This window comes from Mycolicibacterium sediminis, assembly GCF_010731735.1.
GTDB lineage: Bacteria > Actinomycetota > Actinomycetes > Mycobacteriales > Mycobacteriaceae > Mycobacterium > Mycobacterium sediminis.
This window is the reverse complement of sequence record NZ_AP022588.1, coordinates 5,932,569-5,954,994: the sequence shown is the minus strand read 5'-3', so window position 1 is coordinate 5,954,994 and position 22,426 is coordinate 5,932,569. Positions and strand designations below refer to the sequence as shown.

General features: G+C 69.0%; 20 protein-coding genes and 1 pseudogene. 9 read left to right on the top strand and 12 right to left on the bottom strand.

The genetic code is table 11. From position 1 onward, the window contains the following. Nucleotides 1-6: 6 nt before the first annotated feature. Nucleotides 7-942: an EfeM/EfeO family lipoprotein gene (locus tag G6N64_RS28315; RefSeq protein ID WP_163801076.1), complete on the bottom strand. Its 936-nt coding sequence runs from the start codon at nt 940-942 to the stop codon at nt 7-9. Nucleotides 943-1,098: 156 nt separating this feature from the next. On the opposite strand from G6N64_RS28315, the gene G6N64_RS28310 reads away from it, so the two are divergent. From G6N64_RS28310 to G6N64_RS28290, 5 genes are all read left to right on the top strand, one after another. Continuing rightward, nucleotides 1,099-1,863, top strand: coding sequence for a lytic transglycosylase domain-containing protein (locus G6N64_RS28310; RefSeq protein WP_174266897.1), 765 nt, complete (start codon nt 1,099-1,101; stop codon nt 1,861-1,863). A 183-nt stretch (nt 1,864-2,046) separates the two neighbouring features. After that, nucleotides 2,047-3,336, top strand: a complete 1,290-nt coding sequence (eno, locus tag G6N64_RS28305; RefSeq protein WP_163801074.1) for a phosphopyruvate hydratase — start codon at nt 2,047-2,049, stop codon at nt 3,334-3,336. A gap of 9 nt (nt 3,337-3,345) precedes the next feature. Next, entirely contained in the window at nt 3,346-4,068 is a 723-nt protein-coding gene (locus tag G6N64_RS28300; RefSeq protein ID WP_163801073.1) for a septum formation initiator family protein, read from the top strand. Then, nucleotides 4,061-4,552: a DUF501 domain-containing protein gene (locus tag G6N64_RS28295; protein WP_163801072.1), complete on the top strand. Its 492-nt coding sequence runs from the start codon at nt 4,061-4,063 to the stop codon at nt 4,550-4,552. Before G6N64_RS28300 ends, G6N64_RS28295 begins: the two co-directional genes overlap by 8 nt. Next, nucleotides 4,549-5,499: a Ppx/GppA phosphatase family protein gene (locus G6N64_RS28290; protein WP_163801071.1), complete on the top strand. Its 951-nt coding sequence runs from the start codon at nt 4,549-4,551 to the stop codon at nt 5,497-5,499. The genes G6N64_RS28295 and G6N64_RS28290 overlap by 4 nt, the downstream gene beginning before the upstream one ends. A gap of 215 nt (nt 5,500-5,714) precedes the next feature. Here G6N64_RS28290 and G6N64_RS28285 read toward each other — a convergent pair whose 3' ends face one another. After that, entirely contained in the window at nt 5,715-7,595 is a 1,881-nt protein-coding gene (locus G6N64_RS28285) for a propionyl-CoA synthetase (RefSeq protein ID WP_163801070.1), read from the bottom strand. An 83-nt stretch (nt 7,596-7,678) separates the two neighbouring features. On the opposite strand from G6N64_RS28285, the gene G6N64_RS28280 reads away from it, so the two are divergent. Beyond that, on the top strand, nt 7,679-8,578 hold the full coding sequence (locus G6N64_RS28280; protein ID WP_163801069.1) for an alpha/beta fold hydrolase: 900 nt from the start codon (nt 7,679-7,681) through the stop codon (nt 8,576-8,578). A gap of 289 nt (nt 8,579-8,867) precedes the next feature. Continuing rightward, nucleotides 8,868-9,464, top strand: coding sequence for a TetR/AcrR family transcriptional regulator (locus tag G6N64_RS28275; RefSeq protein WP_163801068.1), 597 nt, complete (start codon nt 8,868-8,870; stop codon nt 9,462-9,464). A 6-nt stretch (nt 9,465-9,470) separates the two neighbouring features. Here the strand turns inward: G6N64_RS28275 and G6N64_RS28270 are convergent, their stop codons facing one another. The 10 genes and pseudogenes from G6N64_RS28270 to G6N64_RS28225 form a co-directional block, all read right to left on the bottom strand. Next, the gene (locus G6N64_RS28270; protein WP_163801067.1) at nt 9,471-10,151 is read right to left on the bottom strand and encodes a response regulator; all 681 of its coding nucleotides are present in this window, start codon (nt 10,149-10,151) and stop codon (nt 9,471-9,473) included. After that, nucleotides 10,148-12,689 (bottom strand): annotated as a pseudogene (locus G6N64_RS28265) (DUF4118 domain-containing protein). Before G6N64_RS28265 ends, G6N64_RS28270 begins: the two are co-directional and overlap by 4 nt. 7 nt (nt 12,690-12,696) lie before the next feature. Next, nucleotides 12,697-13,563, bottom strand: coding sequence for a potassium-transporting ATPase subunit C (locus tag G6N64_RS28260; protein ID WP_163801066.1), 867 nt, complete (start codon nt 13,561-13,563; stop codon nt 12,697-12,699). Nucleotide 13,564: 1 nt separating this feature from the next. Continuing rightward, entirely contained in the window at nt 13,565-15,709 is a 2,145-nt protein-coding gene (gene kdpB / locus G6N64_RS28255) for a potassium-transporting ATPase subunit KdpB (RefSeq protein WP_163801065.1), read from the bottom strand. A gap of 2 nt (nt 15,710-15,711) precedes the next feature. Continuing rightward, nucleotides 15,712-17,385: a potassium-transporting ATPase subunit KdpA gene (kdpA, locus tag G6N64_RS28250; protein ID WP_163801064.1), complete on the bottom strand. Its 1,674-nt coding sequence runs from the start codon at nt 17,383-17,385 to the stop codon at nt 15,712-15,714. 4 nt (nt 17,386-17,389) lie between these two features. Further along, a complete protein-coding gene (gene kdpF / locus G6N64_RS28245) occupies nt 17,390-17,479 on the bottom strand; it encodes a K(+)-transporting ATPase subunit F (RefSeq protein ID WP_163801063.1) in 90 nt (29 codons plus the stop codon). 197 nt (nt 17,480-17,676) lie between these two features. After that, a complete protein-coding gene (locus G6N64_RS28240) occupies nt 17,677-18,501 on the bottom strand; it encodes a M15 family metallopeptidase (protein WP_163801062.1) in 825 nt (274 codons plus the stop codon). Nucleotides 18,502-18,550: 49 nt separating this feature from the next. Further along, on the bottom strand, nt 18,551-19,564 hold the full coding sequence (locus G6N64_RS28235) for a hypothetical protein (RefSeq protein ID WP_163801061.1): 1,014 nt from the start codon (nt 19,562-19,564) through the stop codon (nt 18,551-18,553). Next, nucleotides 19,561-20,892, bottom strand: a complete 1,332-nt coding sequence (locus G6N64_RS28230; RefSeq protein WP_163801060.1) for a Dyp-type peroxidase — start codon at nt 20,890-20,892, stop codon at nt 19,561-19,563. The genes G6N64_RS28235 and G6N64_RS28230 overlap by 4 nt, the downstream gene beginning before the upstream one ends. Continuing rightward, nucleotides 20,892-21,452 carry a hypothetical protein gene (locus tag G6N64_RS28225; protein WP_163801059.1) on the bottom strand — a complete coding sequence of 187 codons (561 nt, stop codon included), beginning with the start codon at nt 21,450-21,452 and terminating at the stop codon, nt 20,892-20,894. The genes G6N64_RS28230 and G6N64_RS28225 overlap by 1 nt, the downstream gene beginning before the upstream one ends. A gap of 286 nt (nt 21,453-21,738) precedes the next feature. Here G6N64_RS28225 and G6N64_RS30375 point away from each other — a divergent pair, with 286 nt between their 5' ends. Together G6N64_RS30375 and G6N64_RS28220 are read left to right on the top strand one after the other, a co-directional pair. Beyond that, on the top strand, nt 21,739-22,032 hold the full coding sequence (locus G6N64_RS30375) for a hypothetical protein (protein WP_409370720.1): 294 nt from the start codon (nt 21,739-21,741) through the stop codon (nt 22,030-22,032). A 43-nt stretch (nt 22,033-22,075) separates the two neighbouring features. After that, nucleotides 22,076-22,420, top strand: coding sequence for a heme-binding protein (locus tag G6N64_RS28220; protein ID WP_163801058.1), 345 nt, complete (start codon nt 22,076-22,078; stop codon nt 22,418-22,420). The last annotated feature ends 6 nt before the right edge of the window (nt 22,421-22,426 follow it).

The following is a 22,426-nucleotide window of genomic DNA, read 5'->3' as shown; positions in this document are numbered from 1 at the left end:
GGGACGTCACTTGAGGCCGAGCACTCCCGAGACCTGTGACAGGTTCTCCGAAAGTCCGGCCAGCTGCGACTTGAGGCTGTCGACGACCTGGGGCGTCACGGTCACCGCGGGGCACCGCGGCGACGGGTACTGGTCGTTCTCGACGCAGTAGAGCACCCAGCCGTCGCCCTGGCGCAGCGGCCGCATCGTGTCGAACAGGCCGTTGAGCCCTGCCTCGATCTTGCCGAGCAGCGCCGGATCTGCCTTGACGAGTGCGGGATTCAGCTTGCCGATGGCGTCGCGCGAGCCCTGCAGGTTGGCGTCGAAGTCCCACAGGTCGGTCTTGGAGTACCGCTCCTCCTCGCCGGTGATCTTGCCCTGCGAGACCTCTTCGATCAGTTCGGCGGCGCCGTTGGCCACGTTGATCGGCTTCACCTCGACGTTCGGGAGTTCCTTGACGAGTCCGGCGATGTCCGCGTCGAGCTTGTCGGCGAACGGCGCGCCGCCCTCGGTGGTGTTCTTCTCGAACAGCAGGTACTCGAGGCGGTGCCAACCGGTGAACTCCGGGTCGTCGACGCCGGAGAAGTCGTCGACGCGCGAGTCGGTCTTGGCGTCGACGTCGGGGATGAGTTCGGCGATGGGCTCGATGCGCTCCCACGGCATGCGCGACGGCGCGTAGGCGTCCTGGGCGGCCTTGAGGTCGTTCGCCCGGACGGCGTCGGTGAGGACCTTGACCGCGCCGACGAGTTCGTCGGCCTGCGCGATGGCGTACGCCTTGTACTCGGCGGCGGCCTTCTCGGTCTCGGCGGTGGTGTCGACTGCGGGCGTCGCCACGGCGGCCGACGTGGTCGAGCTGTCGCCGCTACTGCTGCTGCTCTCCGTGGCCGAGTCGCTGCCGGAGCAGCCGGAAAGGACCAAGGCCGTGGCCACGACGGGCACGGACCAGGCGAGCTGCAGTTTCACGGGGCCTCCTCTTGATGGACGTCGCGAACGATACATCCTGGACGCTTATCAGGGTAGGCAGCCCTAAATTCTGTGACATCGCCGTCAGCGAATAGTTGCGTCTGGCGGGGTGCCGCGCGGTGGTGCCGGACGGCCGCGGTCGGGCGGCCCTGCACAATGGAGGCGGTCAATCCAGGTCGAGGGAGTCCGGTGTCGCGAGTGCATGTGGGGCGGGCCGTCGCGGTCGTCGTCGCCGCGGCGCTGCTACTGGCCTCCTCGTGCTCCTTCCACACCGGCACGCCGATCCCCGAGGGAGTGCCCCCGCCGCCGGGTGATCCGGTGCCGGCGATCGACATCACGGTGAGCGGACGTCCCGCCGATCAGCTGCACGAATGGGCTGCGGAACGGGCGCCGGCGCTGGGCATGCCGGTCACTTCCCTCGAGGCGTACGCCTACGCGGCCCGCGTCGCGGAGGTGGTCAATCCCAAGTGCCATCTGGCGTGGACGACGCTGGCGGGCATTGGCATGGTGGAGAGTCATCACGGCACCTATCGCGGATCGGTGGTGGCACCCAACGGCGACGTGCGGCCGCCCATCCGTGGCGTCCGGCTGGACGGCTCGCTGGGCAACATGACCATCCCCGACACCGACGGCGGAGTGTTGGACGGGGATCCGGAACTGGACCGTGCGATGGGCCCGATGCAGTTCATCCCGGAGACGTGGCGGCTCTACGGCGTCGACGCCAACAACGACCGCTCGATCAGCCCGGACAACATCGACGACGCCGCGCTGTCGGCGGCCGGGTATCTGTGCTGGCGCGGGAAGGACCTGTCGAAGCCGCAGGGCTGGATGGACGCGCTGCGCGCCTACAACCTGTCCGACCAGTACGCGCGCACCGTCCGCGACTGGGCGACGGCCTACGCCGACGGCCACGAGCTGTAGCCCCTTCCCCGCGAGCAGACGCAAACGCAACGCCGCACCCGGCGTGTCGCGCACATCTGCGACTGCTCGCGAGAAGTGCGAGCCAGGACCCGAGCGCTCGGCGGCGCCCGATGATCGTCCACCCTCTAGGCTGATGTGCGCATCACAGCCCATATGTGCACCGGACGGAAGGCGGCGACGACAGTGTCCATGATCGAGCAGGTCGGAGCCCGGGAAATACTCGACTCGCGTGGCAACCCCACGGTCGAGGTCGAGGTACTGCTGAGTGACGGTTCGTTCGCGCGCGCCGCGGTGCCGTCGGGCGCCTCCACCGGCGAGCACGAGGCCGTGGAGCTGCGCGACGGCGGCGAGCGCTACGGCGGCAAGGGCGTCGAGAAGGCCGTCAACGCGGTCCTCGACGAGATCGCCCCCGCCGTCATCGGCCAGAGCGCCGACGACCAGCGCCTGATCGATCAGGCCCTGCTGGACCTCGACGGGACTCCCGACAAGTCGCGCCTGGGCGCCAACTCCATCCTGGGCGTGTCACTCGCGGTGGCCAAGGCGGCGTCCGAGTCCGCCGGTCTGCCCCTGTTCCGCTACATCGGCGGACCCAACGCCCACATCCTGCCGGTGCCGATGATGAACATCCTCAACGGCGGCGCGCATGCCGACACGGGTGTCGACGTGCAGGAGTTCATGGTCGCCCCCATCGGCGCCGCGACGTTCAAGGAGTCGCTGCGCTGGGGCGCCGAGGTGTACCACTCGCTGAAGTCCGTGCTGAAGAAGCAGGGTCTCGCGACGGGTCTCGGCGACGAGGGCGGCTTCGCGCCCGACGTGGCGGGCACCAAGGCCGCGCTCGACCTGATCGCCGTCGCCGTCGACGCGACCGGACTGAAGCTGGGCACCGACGTCGCGCTCGCGCTCGACGTCGCGGCCACCGAGTTCTACACCGACGGAACGGGTTACGCGTTCGAGAAGCAGACCCGCACCGATGCCCAGATGATCGAGTTCTACGCGGAACTCATCGACGCGTACCCGCTGGTGTCGATCGAGGATCCGCTGTCCGAGGACGACTGGGACGGGTGGGTGGCCCTCACGGCCGCCATCGGCGATCGCGTGCAGATCGTGGGCGACGACCTGTTCGTCACCAATCCCGAGCGCCTCGAGGAGGGCATCGAGCGGGGTGCGGCCAACGCGCTGCTGGTGAAGGTGAACCAGATCGGCACGCTGACCGAGACCCTCGACGCCGTCACGCTGGCGCACAACAGCGGCTACAAGACGATGATGAGCCACCGGTCGGGCGAGACCGAGGACACCACCATCGCCGACCTCGCGGTTGCCGTGGGCAGCGTCCAGATCAAGACCGGCGCCCCCGCCCGGAGCGAGCGCGTCGCGAAGTACAACCAGCTGCTGCGCATCGAGGAGATCCTCGGCGACGCCGCACGCTACGCCGGTGACCTGGCCTTCCCCCGCTTCTCGATGGAGAGCAAGTAGCTTTCATCCATGCCCGATCCGAAGCGGCCGGACCCGAGGCGGCGCACTCCGGCGTCGCGCCCGGGCAAGGCAGGCAAGCCCGGTGAGACGGCGCGGGGTGGCAGGCCCCGTGGCGCCTCACCGGTGCGTCGGGAACTGCGTGCCGCGCCACCGCGCGCGAAGGAACCCTCCGCACCCGACGACGCCGAGGAGGCTCCGCCGTCGGAGTCCACGGCGGTCGAGCCGATCCGGCAGTCCATCGCCGAGGCCGCCGAGCAGCAGTCCGAGCAGCGGCTCGGGTCGGCGGCCCGGCGCGCGGCGATCCTGGCTGCGGTGGTCTGCGTGCTGACGCTGACCATCGCCGGCCCCGTCCGCACGTACTTCTCCCAGCGCGCCGAGATGAAGCAGCTGAACACCGCCGAGGCCCAACTGCGCTCGCAGATCAGCGATCTGGAGCAGCAGAAGGTCAAGCTGGGCGATCCCGTCTACATCGCGGCGCAGGCCCGCGAGCGGCTGGGGTTCGTGATGCCCGGCGACATCCCCTATCAGGTGCAGCTGCCCAACCCGGTGGGCCCGGAGGCGATCCCGGCGACCGATCCGGCGGCCGTCCCAAGCGGCCAGCCGTGGTACACGACGCTGTGGCACACGATCGCCGACGCCCCGCACGGCCCGACCGCGGTACCGCCGCTGCCCGTTCCCGTGCCGCCGCCACCCGCCCCCGACGCTCCTCCCGGCCCGGTCCCCGGTGGTTGATCCCGCCGACCTCGAGGCCGTCGCGCGACAACTCGGTCGCGAACCCCGCGGGGTCCTCGCCATCGCCTACCGCTGCCCCAACGGCGAACCGGCCGTGGTGAAGACGTCGCCCAGGCTGCCCGACGGCACCCCGTTCCCGACGCTCTACTATTTGACCCACCCCGCGCTGACGGCGGCGGCGAGCCGGCTGGAGTCGTCCGGCCTGATGCGGGACATGACCGAACGGCTGGAATCCGATCCGGACCTCGCCGCGGCCTACCGTCGCGCACACGAGTCGTTCCTGGCCGAGCGCGACGCCATCGAGTCGCTGGGCACCACCTTCTCCGGCGGAGGCATGCCCGACCGGGTGAAGTGCCTGCACGTGGTGATCGCGCACTCGTTGGCAAAGGGGCCGGGACTCAACCCCTTCGGCGACGAGGCGCTGGCGATACTGAGCGTCGAGCCGGCCATGGCCGGGATCCTGGACAAGGGGAGTTGGACATGAGAGTGGCTGCGGTGGACTGCGGCACCAACTCGATCCGTCTGCTGATCGCCGACATCGAGGACGGTCGCCTGCACGACGTCCACCGCGAGATGCGGATCGTGCGGCTCGGGGAGGGCGTCGACGCCACCGGTGAGTTCGCGCCGGCGGCCTTGGGCCGGACACGCGCCGCGCTGACCGACTACGCAGAACTGATGCGCGAGCACGACGTGCACCGGGTGCGGATGGTGGCGACGTCCGCCGCCCGGGATGCCGGGAATCGCAAGGAGTTCTTCGCGATGACGTCCGAGGTGCTCGGGTCGGTGGTGCCCGGCTCGGTCGCCGAGGTCATCAGCGGCACCGAGGAGGCTGCGCTGTCCTTCCGGGGCGCGGTCGGCGAATTGGACGACGCCCTGGGCCCGTTCGTCGTCGTCGATCTCGGTGGCGGGTCGACGGAGGTGGTGGTGGGCGGCACCGCGTCGGGCACCGCGGAGGTGACGGCGAGCTTCTCGGCGAACATCGGATGTGTCCGGCTGCGCGAGCGGTGCCTGCACAGTGACCCGCCCACGGCCGACGAGATCGCCGAGGCGCGGGCGGTGGCGCGCGACGGTCTGCTGCAGGCGCTACGCGTGGTCCCCGTCGAGGGCGCGCGAACGTGGGTCGGCGTGGCAGGCACGATGACGACGCTCGCCGCGCTGGCTCAGGGCATGACGACGTACGACCCCGCGGCGATCCACCTGTCCCGCGTGGGCTTCGACGACCTGCTCCGCGTGTGCGAGGACCTGGTGGCGATGACCTACCGGCAGCGTGCGGCGCTCGGCCCGATGCACGAGGGCCGCGTCGACGTGATCGGCGGCGGCGCCATCGTCGTGGAGGAACTGGCACGGGAATTGCGCAGTCGTGCGGGCATCACCGAACTCGTGGTGAGCGAGCACGACATCCTGGACGGCATCGCGCTGTCCATTGCGTGACGTGGTGGCGCCGAGGCGCTACTTCTTGGCGTTGCAGTTGGGCGGGTTGTTGCAGTGGTGGCCGCCGTCGCACGCATTACAACGACAGTTGCACGCACCCTTGACCTGAACTACGCGCATGTTGCGTCTCCTCGACATCGACGTATCACGATATGACTACTTCACGATAGTTCGACTCGGGCCGAGCGTGAACCCCCCGAGACCACATCGTGCCGTCAGGACACGAGGGTCGGGCGCAGGGCGTCGATCACGCCCGCGTCCTCGATCGTCGAGGGCAGCGGTTCGTCGCGCCCGTCGGCGATGCCGCGCATCGTCTTGCGCAGGATCTTGCCGGACCGCGTCTTCGGCAGCGCCGCCACCACGTCGACCCGCTTGAGGCTTGCGACCGCGCCGATGTTCTCCCGGACGGCGGCGACCAGCTCGTCGACGAGTCCTTCGCCCGTTGCGCCGGCCTTGAGCACCACGAAGCCCCGCGGCACCTGGCCCTTGATGTCGTCGGCCACCCCGATCACCGCGCACTCGGCGACCGAGGGATGAGTGCCGAGCACCGCCTCGATCGCGCCGGTCGAAAGACGATGTCCCGCAACGTTGATGACGTCGTCGGTGCGGCCCATGACGAACAGGTAGCCGTCCTCGTCGACGTACCCGCCATCGCCCGAGAGGTAGTAACCCGGGAACGCGGAGAGGTACGAGGCGACGTAGCGGTCGTCGTCGCCCCACAGGGTGGGCAGTGTGCCGGGCGGCAGCGGGAGCCGGACGCAGATGGCGCCCTCCTCGCCGGGGTCGGCCTCGCTGCCGTCGGGACGCAGGACGTGCACGTCGTAGCCCGGCATCGGCACGGTCGCCGAACCGGGTTTCACCGGCATCTGCTCGATGCCCATCGGGTCCGCGGCGATCGACCAGCCGGTCTCGGTCTGCCACCAGTGGTCGATCACGGGGACGCCGAGCTTCTCCGACGCCCAGTGGTAGGTCGCGGGATCGAGTCGCTCGCCGGCCTGGAAGAGGTACCGCAGTCCGGACAGGTCGTACGCGCCGACGTGGGTGCCGTCGGGGTCGTCCTTCTTGATGGCGCGCATCGCGGTCGGAGCGGTGAATAGCGCCTTGACGCCGTAGTCGGCGGCCACCCGCCAGAAGGCGCCGGCGTCGGGCGTGCCGACGGGCTTGCCCTCGTAGAGCACGGTCGTCGCGCCGAGCAGCAGTGGGCCGTAGACGATGTAGGAGTGCCCGACCACCCAGCCGACATCTGAGGCGGCCCAGTACACGTCGCCGGGTTGGGTGTCGTAGATGTGCCGCATCGTCCAGAGCAGGGCGACGGCGTGGCCGCCGTTGTCGCGCACGATGCCCTTGGGCTTGCCGGTGGTGCCGGAGGTGTAGAGCACGTACAGCGGATCGGTGGCGGCGACCGGGACGGGGTCGACGTGCTGGGCGGTCGCCATGGCCGCGTGCCAGTCGACGTCGCGTCCGTCGACCAGTGTGCAGGGGTGGCCGTCGCGTTGGACGACGACGCACTTCGGGGTGACGTGCGTGGCGCCGTCGAGTGCGGCGTCGAGCATCGGCTTGTAGTCGATGGTGCGGGTGGGTTCGATGCCGCACGACGCCGAGACGACGACGGCCGGTCGGGCATCGTCGATCCGGGCGGCCAGTTCGTGGGCGGCGAATCCGCCGAAGACCACGGAGTGCACGGCGCCCAGGCGGGCGCACGCGAGCATCGCGATGACCGCTTCGGGGATCATCGGCATGTAGATGACGACCCGGTCGCCCTTGGTCACTCCGAGTCCGCGGAGGACGCCGGCGAATCGCGCGGTCTGGTCCAGGAGTTCGCGATAGGTGTAGGTGCGCGTGGTGCCCGTGACGGGTGAGTCGTAGATGAGCGCGGCCTGGTCGCCGCGACCACCGTCGACGTGGCGATCGAGCGCGTTGGCGCAGGTGTTGAGTTCGGCGTCCGGGAACCACCGGTAGAAGGGCGGGTTGGAGTCGTCGAGGATGCGCTCGGGGGCGCGGGTCCACGTCACCTCTCGCGCCGCGTCGGCCCAGAACGCCGCGGGATCGGAGATGCTGGCGGCGAATACTTCTCCGTACGTAGTGGTTCCGGCCATACCGGCACCGTAGCGCGATCGGTCGTCCCGTCCGAGCGTTCAGCGGCTTTTGGCGCGGTTGGACGGTCTTCTATAGTCCCTGCATGGCTATTGACACGACGTCCAACAGCGCCGGACCGCCGCCCATCCCGGGGGTGCGGCGATCGTTAGTCGACGCCCGCGGCGTGCGGTTCCACGTCACCGAGTCGGGGCCCGTGGACGGGCGGCCGGTCATCGCGCTGCACGGCTGGCCGCAGCACCACTGGGCGTACCGGGATCTCCTCGCCGATCCGCCCGCAGGACTGCGCATCATCGCGCCCGACCTGCCCGGATACGGGTGGTCGGGGCCTGCTCCGCACCGGTGGGTGAAGGAGGAGGTCGCCGCCGACGTGCTGGGACTGGCCGACGCCCTCGGCATCGACCACTTCCTGCTCGTCGGCCACGACTGGGGCGGGTACGTCGGGCACCTGGTCACGCTCGCCGCGCCCGATCGGGTCGACGGGTACCTCGCCCTGAACATCGCCCATCCGTGGCAGACGACCCGCTCGGCTGCGCCGCACCTGTGGCGCTTCCTGCTGTACCAGCCGTTCGTCGCGTCGATCGGCGTGCCACTGCAGCGGCGCACCAACTACCTGGAGAAGCTGGTGTTCGGTACGGCGGCCAAGGGCATGCCCACCGACGTCGTCCGCACCTACACCGAACGGTTCCGCGATCCGGTGGTGGCCCGCACCGCACGCGACACCTACCGAACGTTCCTGTTGCGCGAACTGCCTTCGGGCGCAAGGCATCCCGAGACGCGACGCGCGACGGTGCCGATCCGAGCGCTGTTCGGGCTGTCGGACACCGCGATTCATCCGTCGATGGCGGCCGCTGAGACCGCGAACGCGGACGACTACACGTTCGAGGCCGTCGACGGGGGACACTTCATCACCGACGAGCGGCCCGACCTGGTGCGGGCGAAGCTGGTCGCGTTGGCCGCCGAGACCCAGTCGGCGCCGAACTAGAGGCCGCGGTTGGGGCGGATCCAGTCCCCTCTGCTGGACCCGCCCGAACGCAGCGCCCGATGGCGTTGCCTGCGCACGTCGAGCGACGATGACGGCGGCGTGGTTCCAACTCGCCGCGTTGACCTGCAACGTCATCGCCTATCGTCAATAGAAACAAACTTGTCTATGAATGGCAATTCGGTGCGGCAATCGCACGGATCTCTTGGCGAGATGGGCCCCGCCCCGCGGAATCCGGCCTATCATCGTCGGTTGAGTTCGAGATCGGTTCGCTCACACCTACGGGTTAGGCATGGACAGCAACAGACTTCGACCAGGTCGCCACCAGCTGAGTCGCGACGAGGTACGGGTACACCAGCGGGACCGGATCCTTGGTGCCGTGGAGACCGTGATGTCAGCGAAGGGCTACGTCGACACCAGTGTCGCCGACGTGCTGAAGGTCGCCGGCGTGTCCCGGCAGACCTTCTACCAGCTGTTCGACTCGAAGCAGGACTGCTTCCTCGCTGCGTACTCGCAGCGGCAGGGTGGCGTGATCGCGGCCCTGCTGGACAGGGCGTCGAGCGGATCGCCGATCGATCGTTTCACCACGTTGCTCCGCGACTACCTGACGGTGATGGCGGCGAAGCCGGGCATTGCCCGGCTGTACCTGGTGGGCGTGTACGCGGCGGGCCCGGAGGCAATCGCGAAGCGCGGAGAGATGCAACGGCAGTTCGTCGACGGCGTTGCCGTGATCTTTGGCGCGACGTCGGACGAGGACCGGTTCGCGTGCCGGGCGCTGGTGGCGGCGATCTCGACGCTGGTCACCAGCGCCGTGGTCGACGACGACCCGCAGGCGGTCCTCGACCTGCACGGGCCGCTGGTCGCCGTGGCGCGACGCCTGATGACCTGAACTCGCTCAGATCTGGAAGCGGTACCCCATGCCGGCCTCGGTCAGCAGGTGCCGGGGATGGGACGGGTCGTCCTCCAGCTTGCGGCGCAGCTGCGCGAGGTACACCCGCAGGTAGTGGGTCTCCTTCGCGTACGCGGGTCCCCACACCTCCTTGAGCAGTTCGTCGCGGCCGACGAGCTTGCCGCGGTGGCGCACCAGCATCTCCAACATGCCCCACTCCGTGGGCGTGAGGTGGACGTCGGCGCCGTGCTTGGTGACCTTCTTCGCCGCCAGGTCGACGGTGAAGGAGGCGGTCTCGACGACGGGCTCGTCGGTCTCGGCCGACGTGGCCGCCCGTCGGGCAGCGGCGCGCAACCGCGCCAGGAACTCGTCCATGCCGAAGGGCTTGGTCACGTAGTCGTCGGCCCCGGCGTCGAGCGCCTCGACCTTGTCCGAGGAGTCGGTGCGCGCCGAGAGCACGATCACGGGCGCGGTCAGCCATCCGCGCAGCCCCGCGAGGACCTCGATGCCGGACATGTCGGGCAGACCGAGGTCGAGGATGACGACGTCGGGCTTGTGTTCGGCGGCCGCGTGTAGCGCCTGGGCGCCGGTGGCGGCGGTGACGACGTCGTAGCCGCGCACCGACAGGTTGATCCGCAGCGCGCGCAGGATCTGCGGCTCGTCGTCGATCACCAGCACCCGGGTCACGGCCGATCCTCCGTCGCGGCGGCGAGGTCGAGGACGACGGTGAGTCCACCGCCGGGGGTGTCGGTGGCGGTGATCGTGCCGCCCATCGCCTCGACGAAGCCCCGCGCCACCGACAGGCCCAGGCCGACGCCGGTGGTGTTGTCGTGGTCGCCGAGTCGCTGGAACGGGGCGAAGAGGCCGGCTTCGGCGCCCCGTGCGACGCCTGGCCCCTCGTCGACGACGTTGACGAGGGTGCGGTCGCCGACGCGGCCCGCGTTGACGCGCACCAGCCCGTCCGGCGCGTACCGCAGCGCGTTGTCGATGACGTTGACCAGTACCCGCTCGAGCAGTCCGAGGTCGGCCAGCACGGCGGTGTCGCCCACGTCGACCTTGATCCGGTCCAGTCCGGTCGTGCCGCGGGGTATCCCGACGATGGCGCGGTGCACGGCCTCGTCGAGGTACACGGCGCGCAGCTCGGGCCGGACGACGCCCGCGGCGAGCCGCGACGAGTCGAGCAGGTTGCCCACCAGGCCGGTCAGCTGGTCGATCGACTCCTCCACCGTCGCCAGCAGTTCGGCGGTGTCCTCGGGGGAGAAGCCGACGTCGTCGGCCCGCAGGCTGGAGACCGCCGCCTTGGCACCGGCGAGCGGGGTGCGTAGGTCGTGACTGACCGCCGAGAGCAAGGAGCGGCGCAGCTCGTCGGCGCTGGCGATCGCCTGCGCGCGGCCGGCCTCCTCGGTGAGTTCCCGCTGCCGCACCAGCCCGGCGGCCTGCCTGGCCACGGCGCCCAGGACGCGGCGGTCGCGGGCGGGCAGGCTCCTGCCGGACAGCAGCAGCCAGAACTCGTCGTCACCCACCTCGATCGCGGTGTCGGCGGAATCGGCGTCCACGCATGGCTGTTCGCCCACGCACGCCACCACCCCGCCAGGCTCGCGAACGAGGCTGACCGCGCGCTGCGAGTACGTCTCCCGGACGCGCTCGAGGAGGCCGGGCAGGTCGGCGCCGCGGAGTACGGAACCCGCGAACAGGGCGAGCAACTCGGCCTCCCGGGACGCCTGTCGGGCCTCCCGCGTGCGGCTGGCGGCGCCGTCGACCAGCACGGCCACCGCGACCGCGACGGCGAGCAGGACGACGATCGTGACCGCGCTGTCGGGTGCCGAGATCGTGAACGTGTAGCGGGGTTCGACGAGGAAGTAGTTCAGCAGCAGACCGGAGAACACCGCCGACAGGGCGGCGGGTGCGACACCGCCGAGCAGCGCCACGATGAGCACGCCGACGAAGAACAGCGCGCTCCCCGCCGATGCCGAGGAAGCGGTCGACCAGCAGCACGGCGATCGCGCAGATGGTCGATGGTACGACCAGGGCGGCAAGCCACGAGGTCAGATGTCGTTGCCGCGCACTGAGAGCCGACCACGACCAGCCGGAGTTGACCTCACCGTGCGTGACCATGTGGACGTCGATCTTCCCGGACTCGCGGACGGTCGCGGCGCCGATGCCCTCGTCGAGGATCCGCGCCCACCGGGACCGGCGACTGATGCCGAGGACCAGCTGAGTGGCGTTGCGCTCGCGGGCGAAGTCGAGGAGCGCCGTCGACACGTCGTCGCCCACCACGGTGTGCAGCGTGGCGCCGAGGCTGGTGGCCACCTCGCGGACGCCGCCCATCTGGCCCGCCGACACCCCGGTCAGCCCGTCGCCGCGGACGACGTGCACCACCATCAACTCCGCGCTGGACTTCGACGCGATGCGAAAGGCGCGCCGCACCAACGTCTCCGACTCGGGGCCGCCGGTGACGGCGACGACGACGCGTTCGCGTGCCTCCCAGGTATCGGTAATCCGGTTGTCCGCGCGGTACTTCGAGAGCGCGGCGTCCACCTGGTCGGCCAACCACAGCAGCGCCAGTTCCCGCAGTGCGGTCAGGTTGCCGCGGCGGAAGTAGTTGCTCAGCGCGGCGTCCACGCGATCGGACGCGTAGACGTTGCCGTGGGACAGTCTGCGCTGCAGCGCTTCCGGCGTGATGTCGACCAACTCGATCTGATCGGCGTGGCGCACGATCTCATCGGGCACCGTCTCCTGCTGCTCGATGCCGGTGATCTGCGCGACGACGTCGTTGAGGCTCTCGAGGTGCTGCACGTTGACCGTCGAGACCACCGTGATCCCCGCGGCGAGCAGCTCCTCGACGTCCTGCCATCGCTTGGCGTTTCGGCTGCCAGGGGTGTTGGTGTGGGCGAGTTCGTCGACGAGCACCACCTGCGGCGCTCGTCGCAGCACGGCGTCGACGTCGAGTTCCCCGAACTCCCTACCGCGGTAGGACACCTGGCGCGGCGGGATGACCTCGATGCCGTCGAGCCGTTCGGCTGTCTTGGCGCGGCCGTGCGTCTCCACGACGGCCGCGACGACGTCGGTGCCGCGCTCGAGCCTGCGGTGCGCCTCGCCGAGCATGGCGTAGGTCTTGCCCACGCCCGGCGCGGCACCCAGGTAGACGCGCAGCTCCCCGCGCTTCCTCGGGCTCGGCGGAGTGGTGCTCACCTGCCCATCATCCACCCCTTTGGTCGGGGCGATCCGCGAGCTACTCACCCAGTTGGTCGAGCGCGAGGTTCACCCCGAGCACGTTGACCGCCGGCTCACCCATGAAACCCAGGGCGCGGCCCTCGGTGTGCTGCGCGACGATCGTCCGCACCAGGGCCGGATCGACGCCGCGGGCCCGGGCGACGCCCTCGACCTGCAGAGCGGCGTAGGCGGGCGAGATGTGCGGGTCGAGACCACTGCCGCTGGCGGTGACGGCGTCGGCGGGCACCGGCGAGTCGGCGGAGGCGGCGCCGCGGATCGGGACGAGCTGGCCCATCGAGTAGTCCTCGCCGGGGACCGCGCACTGCACCCGCACGCCCTCGTAGACGTCCAGGAACGGCGTCGTGGTGGTCTCGCACGGCTCGTTGACGCTGATCACCCGCGTCGGTCGGGTGACGGTCCCCGAGGCGTCGCGCGACCCGATCACCGACAGCACCGCACCCACGCCGCCGCCCGTGCAGAACGGCCGCGCGCCGTCGACGCCGTTGGCCGCGCCGACGTCGTGGCTGCGGGTGCACACCAGCGTCAGCAGGCTGGGTTTGTCGGGGGCGTCGACCATGCTCTCCGGACCGAGGTTGCTCGCGCTGGTCGCCATCGTGTCGTACCCGTCGCCGGCCGCCGACGGACGGCTCTGGAAGTACGTGGCGAGCGGGGAACCGTCGGCGTCGGTGAACGACTGGCCGATGAGGCTGCTGCCCACCGGCTTTCCGTTCGCCTCGACGATCGAGCCCTGGGCCTTGCCGTCCAGGCCGGGGAGCATGGCGATCAGCCAGATGGCCACGGGATAGGCGCCGCCGAGGATGACGGTGAACACCAGCAGGGCGCGCAGCGCGGCCCAGTGCTGTCGGGCGAGAGTGGAGAGCGACATGTCAGGACATCCCGGGGAAGAGTTGGACGAGTAGATCGATGAGTTTGATGCCGACGAACGGGGCGACGATGCCGCCGAGGCCGTACACCAGCAGGTTGCGGCTCAACAACTTCGACGCGCTGCTCGGCGTGTAGCGCACACCGCGCAGCGACAGCGGGATCAGCGCGATGATGACGATCGCGTTGAAGACGACCGCGGACAGGATCGCGGACTGCGGACTGTGCAGCCGCATGACGTTGAGCAGGTCGAGGCCGGGGAACAGCGTGACGAACAGCGCCGGGATGATGGCGAAGTACTTCGCGATGTCGTTGGCGATCGAGAACGTGGTGAGCGCGCCGCGGGTGATCAGCAACTGCTTGCCGATCTCGACGATCTCGATGAGCTTGGTCGGGTCCGAGTCGAGGTCGACCATGTTGCCGGCCTCCTTGGCTGCCGACGTGCCGGTGTTCATCGCGACGCCCACGTCGGCCTGAGCGAGCGCGGGTGCGTCGTTGGTGCCGTCGCCGGTCATCGCGACGAGCTTGCCGCCCTCCTGCTCCCGCTTGATCAGCGCCAGCTTGTCCTCGGGCGTGGCCTCGGCGAGGAAGTCGTCGACACCGGCCTCGTCGGCGATCGCCTTGGCGGTCAACGGGTTGTCGCCGGTGATCATCACGGTGCGGATGCCCATCCGGCGCATCTCCTCGAACCGTTCGCGCATGCCCGGCTTCACGACGTCCTTGAGGTGGATGACGCCCAGTGCCCGGGCGCGGCCGTCACGCACCTCGCCGACCACGAGTGGTGTGCCGCCCGAGCCGGAGACCCGTTCGACGATGGCGCCGAGTTCGTCCGGCACGGAACCGCCCTCGCTGCGCACCCACTCGGCGACCGACGCGGTGGCGCCCTTGCGCAGGGACCGATCCCCGACGTCGACGCCGGACATGCGGGTGGCGGCGGTGAACTCGATCCATCGCGCGCCGTCGAGGTTCGCCGACATCGGTGCGCGGCCCTGCTCGGTGGCGAACTGCACGATCGACCGGCCCTCGGGCGTCTCGTCGGCAAGGCTGGACAACTGGGCGGCGTCGGCGAAGTCGTCGGCGGTGACGCCGTCGAGGGGGAGGAAGGCGCCGGCCTGCCGGTTGCCGAGGGTGATGGTGCCGGTCTTGTCCAGCAGCAGGACGTTGACGTCACCCGCGGCCTCGACCGCGCGGCCGGACATCGCGAGGACGTTGCGTTGCACGAGGCGGTCCATTCCGGCGATTCCGATGGCGCTCAGGAGGGCACCGATGGTGGTCGGGATGAGACAGACCAGGAGCGCGACCATCACGATGCCGCTGATGCCGTCGCCGGTGAGGGCGAGCCCGTCGGGGACGCCGGGGTTGTTGGCCTTGGAGTAGATGGCCAGCGGTTGCAGTGTGGCGACGGCGAACACGAAGATCAGCGTGAGGGCGGCCAGCAGGATGTTGAGGGCGATCTCGTTGGGCGTCTTCTGCCGGTTGGCGCCCTCGACGAGGGCGATCATCCGGTCGATGAAGCTCTCGCCCGGCTTCTGCGTGATCTTCACGACGATGCGGTCGCTCAGGACGGTGGTGCCACCGGTGACGGCGCAGCGGTCGCCGCCCGACTCCCGGATCACCGGTGCCGACTCGCCGGTGATCGCCGACTCGTCCACCGAGGCAATGCCGTCGACGATGTCACCGTCACCGGGGATCACCTCGCCGGCTTCGACGACCACCACGTCACCCTGCTGGAGCAGCGGCGCGCCGACCTCTTCGACGGTGCCGGGCCTATCCGGCGCCCAGCCCTTCAAACGGCGTGCGACGGTGTCGGACTTGGCCTTTCGAAGGCTATCGGCCTGGGCCTTGCCGCGTCCTTCCGCGACGGCCTCCGCGAGATTGGCGAAGACCACGGTCAACCACAGCCAGAAGACGACGGCTCCCGCGAACCACGTCGGGTGCAACGCCGTGAGCACGGTGCTCCACACCGCGCCGACCTCGACGATGAACATGACGGGGTTGCGCCACAGCGTGCGCGGATCGCACTTGCGCACGGCGTCGGGGAGCGACGTCCACAGCATGCGCGGGTCGAGCAGGCCGCCCTGGACGCGGGTCTTGGGTTCGGGTTCGTCCGCGCGTTCGGCGGTGCGCCCCTGTACGGCGGTGACGGTCATGGTCAGTGGATTCCTTCAGCGAGGGGGCCGAGCGCGAGCATCGGCAGGAACGTGAGTGCGACGAGGATGAACGTCACGCCGGTGACCATCCCGACGAACTGCGGCCGGTGGGTGGGGAGGGTTCCGACGGACTCCGGCGAACGACCCTGCGCGGCAAGTGAACCGGCGAGGGCGAGCACCAGGATGATCGGCAGGAAGCGACCGAACAGCATCGCCAGGCCCAGCGCGGTGTTGAACCACTCGGTGTTGACCGAGATGCCCGCGAAGGCCGACCCGTTGTTGTTGGCCGCCGAGGTGAACGCGTACAGCACCTCAGAGAGGCCGTGCGGCCCGCTGTTCAGCATGCTGGCCCGCTGTGCCGGCAGGGCCATCGCGATTGCGGTGCCGGTCAGCACGATCAGCGGGGTGACGAGGAAGTAGCCGGCGGCGAGCTTGATCTCCCGCGGCGTGATCTTCTTGCCGAGGTACTCCGGGGTGCGACCCACCATCAGGCCCGCGACGAACACGGTGATGACCGCGAGGATCAGCATGCCCGCGAGGCCGGAACCCACACCGCCGGGCGCGATTTCGCCGAGCTGCATGTTGAACATGGTCATCAGCCCGCCGAGGCTGGTGTACGAGTCGTGGAACGAGTTGACCGCACCGGTCGACGTCAGAGTGGTCGACGCAGCGAACACCGCAGAGTCGGCGACCCCGAAGCGCTGCTCGACGCCCTCCATCGCCGAGCCGACCGCCGTGGGGACGGTCCCGTGCGCCTGGAGCTGGAAGAACATCGTCAACGAGATGCTCAGCGTGGCGATCACGCCCATCACCGCGACGATCGCGTACCCCTGCTTGCGGCTGCCGACCATTCGACCGAACACCCGGGGCAGCGTGAACGCGATGACGAGCAGCAGGAAGTTCTCGATCCAGTTGGTCCAGGCGGTCGGGTTCTCGAAGGGGTGCGACGAGTTGGCGTTGAAGAAGCCGCCGCCGTTGGTGCCGAGTTCCTTGATGACCTCCTGGCTGGCCACGGGTCCACCGGGGATCGTCTGCCGGCCGCCGGCGAGCGTCTCGACCACCTGGGTGTGCAGAGCGAAGTTCTGGATCACGCCGCCGGCGATGAGGACGATGGCACCGATGACGGCCAGCGGCAACAGGATCCGGATGATGCCACGGACCAGGTCGACCCAGAAGTTGCCCAGCTCGCCGCTGCGCTGCCGTGCGAAACCGCGGACGAGCGCGACCGCGACGGCCATGCCGACGGCGGCCGAGACGAAGTTCTGCACCGTGAGACCGGCCATCTGTACGAGATGGCCCTGGGTGGACTCGCCTGAGTAGGCCTGCCAGTTCGTGTTGGTGACGAAGCTGACCGCGGTGTTCCAGGCGAGCGCCGGGGTCATCTCGGTGGCGGGATCGTTGAGGTGCAGGGGCAGTACGCCCTGGACGAGCTGGAACGCGAACAGCGCGAGGACGCCGACCGCGGAGAAGGCGAGGACGCTGCGGGCGTATGCCGCCCAGCCCTGCTGAGCGTCCGGGTCGGCGCCGATCGCCCGGAGGATGGCGCTTTCGACGCGTGAGTTGCGGGCGCCGTCGTCGTACACCCGGTACATGTAGTCGCCGAGCGGCTTGTGCACGGCGACGAGCGCCAGGATGAGGGAGGCGAGGAACAGGACCCCCGCGGTCGTGGACGACACCGTGTCAGAACCTCTCCGGGAACAGCAGCGCGGCGGTCATGAAGACGGCGAGCAGAACGGCGAGGATCAATCCCACCGTGTTGGCGAGGCTCATGATTCGAGGGCCCGCGCGATGACGCCGAACACCGCGAAGACCGCGACGGTCAGCAGGACGTATGCAAGAACAGCCATGCCGTCGAACGTAGGGTTGACGTTCGGGTCAACCGGCGGCCTTGACGCTTTCCTTACGGGCTGCGTACGTCCCCTTACGCGGTCCTTGCGACGGTGTGGGCGCCGTCACCGCCGCACCGGTCAGCTGGTGAGGGAGTCCCGGCTGACGGGGAAGTCGAAATACGTGTCCGGGTAGGTCTCGGGCTTGTACGTGAAGTGCCACCACTCGTTCTCGTAGTTCGCGAGCCCCTGCGCCTCCAGACCGTCCTTGAGGAGCAGGCGGTTCTTCAGCTGATCGCCCTGGACCCGCGGGTCGAGCGTGTGCGCGAGGGTGTCGAAGCAGTCGTACCCGGTGCCGGTGTCGACGCCGTTGTCGGGGAATCGGTCGGCCTGCGGCGCGATGCAGTCGACCAGCGGCTCGCCCGGGACGTACGGCCGCGTCTCGACCGGCGGCAGGGGGACGACGGTGAGGTCGACGGTGCTGCCGCGGCTGTGGCCGGACTGCTCGGCGATGTAGCCGTCCTCGAACAGCATCGACTTGTCGACACGCGGATAGAACTCGGGCTTCATGCGCTGGTCCTGGAGGTCCTTGGCCCACGCGACGAAGTCGTTGACGGCGCGTTGCGGGCGGTAGCAGTCGTAGACCTTCAGCGTGTATCCGTCGGCCACGAATCTCTGCTGTGCGCGCCGGAGCGCCTCCGCGGCGTCGCGGGTGAGCAGGCACATCGGCGCCTCGTACCCGTCGACCGGGTCGCCGGTGAAGTTGTGCGGCGTGAAGTACCGGATGTCCTGCAGGATCGTCGGGTCGACGTCCTCGAGTGCGACGAAGTCCCCTGGGGCGACGGGGTCGGGCCCGGGCTCGGCGACTGCGGTCGCCGGTGTCATCGGCACCGCGGCGGCGAGCGCGATCGAGGCGGCGGCGAGCAGTCGCGTCAGTGCGCGGGTGGTGTTCTCCACGATGGCCATGTCTGTGCCTATCACGGGCGACGCGTGGCCGCTTGGGGAACGGTGGGGGTCACGTCGACATCGTCGCCAGATTCCTCCAGAGGTTCCGCAGACTGTCGGTGCCGCCGAACAGCGTGGTGAAGTGCGTCGAGTCGACGAGGACGAGGTCGCCGGCGCGCTGTCCATTCGGCGGCATCCAGATCAATGCATTGAATTCCGTGTTGCCCGCGTCGGTGAACGGGTGGGGACGATGCGGGTCGACCCGCTGGCGGCCCAGGACGCGCAGCGTCGGTCCCTCCGGTGCGAGGAGTTCGTAGTGCGGCAGGTGCGGGTGGAAGTTGAACGTCGTCACGTCGTCCAGCAGACGGGAACTGTCGAGATCGCGAACTGCGTTGAGCGGGGCGATCTCACGTGTGCCTTCGGCGACCGCGGGCCGCAGTCCCCAGGTGTTGCGGACCGGCACCTCGAGCGCCGTCATCAGCGACCGGGTGTAGGCACTGAACCGTTGCTGCCGGGGGACCAGACGGTCACCGTGGTGCTCGTACTCGACTTGCCGCTGCGCGTAGTCGTCGGTGAATCCGACGTCGTGGTGCGGCGCGAGGAGGAGGCACGTGCCCTCGCGGCCGAGCCACGCGGTGATGGCCGCGATCTCCTCCGGATCGGCGCGCTGCTCGCCGAGGAGGTGGTCGAGGCCGAACACCATGAGGGTGTCGGTGTCGGCCAGGATCCGCTCGTCGATCGGTTGCCGGTAGCCGGCCTGGTCGATGCGCTGGAACACAGCCACCGAGTGGCCGGTCACCGCCTCGGCGACGGCCTGGAAGTCGAGCGTCGAGCGGTGGAAGAGTTCCAGCGTCCCCGCGATGCCCTGCAGGAAGGTCGCCGAGTCGTACTCCGGTGTCTCGTAGGCGGGCCAGGCGACGTTGCGCACCTCGGTGATCGTGGAGAATCGGTTCTCCATCGACGCCGGGTCTCGCTGCGCCTCCCACGGGTAACTCCACGTCCAGTAGATGCTGATTCGACGACGGCCGTCGTGCTGCCGCGGCAGGTGCGCCTGGTTGTAGGTGCGTGCAGGGGTAGTGGTCATGTTCGTCGCGGGGCGCCGAGGCCGGCGAGGTATCGGATGGCCGTGATGCCGGGCAGGAAGAAGTAGGCGCCGCCCCGCAACGTCGTGAACGCCGGGATCCCCTTGTAGACCTTGCGGATCGGGCGCTTCGGGACGGTGAAGTCCATGGTCTCGTCCTGAACGCCACCGATCGGGTCGTGTTCGTTGCCGAGTTCGTGGAACGATGCGTCGTTGATCCACACGTTCTGGGCGAACTCGAACTGACGGACCAGGTCGGCGCAGATGATGAAGGCGGCTATGCCGCGATCAGCGCCGTCGTCGGGAGCCCCCTCCGGCAGGGCGGGTCCGTAGGTGGCGCCGCGCCGGATCATGCGGCGCCGGTTCATGTAGTGCGCGGTGTCGCGCGGATTCAGCCTCCGGGCGTGCGAGCCCAGCGGGCACGCGTAGCCGTGCGGGTCCATCTCCCCGTAGTCGAAGTCGTTGTTGCGAAGCGGGTCGGCCCCGAGTTCGGGATCGTCCCGATCCGGTGCCAGCACGAGCGGTGCGCCGCTGCGCCACCTTCCCATGAACTTCGCAGCCAGCAGGTCCTCGTCGGCCGGGGTCTCGGAGTGTTCGCTAAGGAAGTCCCGAAATGTCGAAACGTGTTCCCGAAGACGTCGATAGGCCATGAAGCTACCGTTCCTCGACAGCACCGCGGGTTCGGGTAGATCGGCGACCGGCCCGTTCTCGTCGGGGTAGCCGAGGATGAATTCGCCGGGCTCGAGTGCCGCCCCCGACCCGGGGGTCGGCTCCTCGCCGCTGCCCTTCATGACCGGCTGCGACAGCCGGTCCCGGAAGCCGAAGTGGTCGTGGGCGTAGTCGAACGGTGGCGTTGCGTTGAGGTCGAGGTACGACAGGCTGCGGACGCCGTCGGTACGCGCCAGGAGTTCGTCGTGCGCCGCGATCGAGCGGGCGTTCCGATCGTTGGTGCGCGAGAACAGGATTGCGATGGCGTGCAGACGGTCGTCGGCCAGGTCGCCGACCCAGTTCTGGGGCGCGTTGGCGCCGACGTCACCCAGGATGCTGGCCCGCGACGGCATGCCCTCGCGGAATTCGGCGGGGAACGTGGCCAGCGAGTCCTCGGGGACACCCAGCGCGCGGAGGCCGTTCCACGTGAAGGCCAGTGTCACCCAGCGCTCGGACTCATCCATCGTCGCCTGAGCGTCGTTCGCAGACTGCAGCAGATCGGCCAACTCCGATACCCAGGCTCGGCCGCCCTCCGGGGTGTCGAAGGTCAGGAATTCGTAGCGCCCGGTGATCGCGGGCGTACGGGTCAGCAGAATGTGCTGAATGTCGTCGAGCTCGAGCATCACTGCATCTGGTCGAGCATCTCGGAGAAGGCCGCCTTCAGGCGCAGGGCCTTTTTGATCTCGTCGGCGGTGGCGTAGGGGTACTCGCCGTACTCGAGGAAGCTCGGGACCTGGTGGTCACGAACGAATTGGATGAACGCGTCCGGGTTCTCCTTCCAATCCTCAGGGAATCCCTCGAGATTGGTGAACACGGTCGTGATCCCGGTGGCACCGAAGAGCTGCACCGCGTCCTCGGTGTACTTGTCGAAGTCCGTGTCGAAGATCCCCTGGTACTGGAAGTGCAGTCCCGAACCGACGTCGAACAGCACCCACCGCAGGTAGTGCAACCTCAGCGGCGCCAAGGCGTCGGGACTTGCGGCGATGGTCTCCTCGATGGTCTTTCCGTATGCGCGGACGACGTCCTCGCGACCATCCTTCACCTTGGCGATGATCGAGAAGCCATGGCAAGCTGGTGTTTTCGGATACGTCGGACCGTATCGGCCGCGTTCGAGTTCAAAGTATCCCTCCGGCGGAATCGCCATTGCCGCCGGCGTGCTCCAGTCCGGGCGCTTCGTCACCATGGTCGTCCTCCTTGGTGGGCAGGATGCGGACGCTAGCACTTGGGTGACGCGCGATGTCGACTTCGGACAACGTGCTCGGGCTAATATTGACGATACTGTTAGTAGAGCTAATCCTTCACCGAGGCAACCACATCCGTTTCCACCTGGCATTAATCAGCAGACTGTGATCATGATTGTGTCAAAGCCGCCCATCATGCGTTCCGGGGGCTTACTCTTCGCGGACGCGGTCCAGTCGCATGGGTCCTCGCGCAGCGGACCGACAAGTCCGGGAGGCAAAGTGGAGTCAGTGATCAGACGTTGCTTGGCGGCGAGTCTCGCCGCCGCGACGCTCGTCCCCGTTGGAGTCGTCGTCGCGTCACCCGCGTCGGCAGATTGTGTACAAGCGGGCAATTCGACGGTGTGCAGTCAGGGAACCGTTCGCGGCGGCGGCCCCACGCCGCCCCTGGCCGGACCCGCGTACCCGTCCTACTGCGCGGATCCCTGGTACTGCGACGACAGCTGGGATGTCGACGTCATCTGGGATCCCGGTCGTCCCGGTCGCCCGGGCGGCGGCGGTGGGGGCATCGGTCCGCGTCGATGACACCCCCGATGAAGTCACTCGTACACCAGAAGGAGAACCGAACATGTTTCTGCGCAATTTGATCGTCGCCGCCGTCGTCGGCGGCGCGTCGCTGGTCGGGACCGCGGCGACGGCTGCGGCCGACCCGCCCAACTGCACGGCCGCCGACCTCGCGGGTGTCATGTCCGGCGTGTCGGCGGGTACGTCGAGCTACCTGTTCACCCACCCCGACGTGAACGCGTTCTTCACCGGACTCAAGGGCAAGACCCGAGAGGAGATGCGGGTCGACATCGAGGCGTACTTCGCGGCGAATCCTCAAGTAAGCGATGAGCTTCGGGGTGTTCGGCAGGCTGCCGCCGACTTCCGGGCGCGTTGCGACGTGGCCATGCCCGACATGCCGATGGGGTAAAAGCGC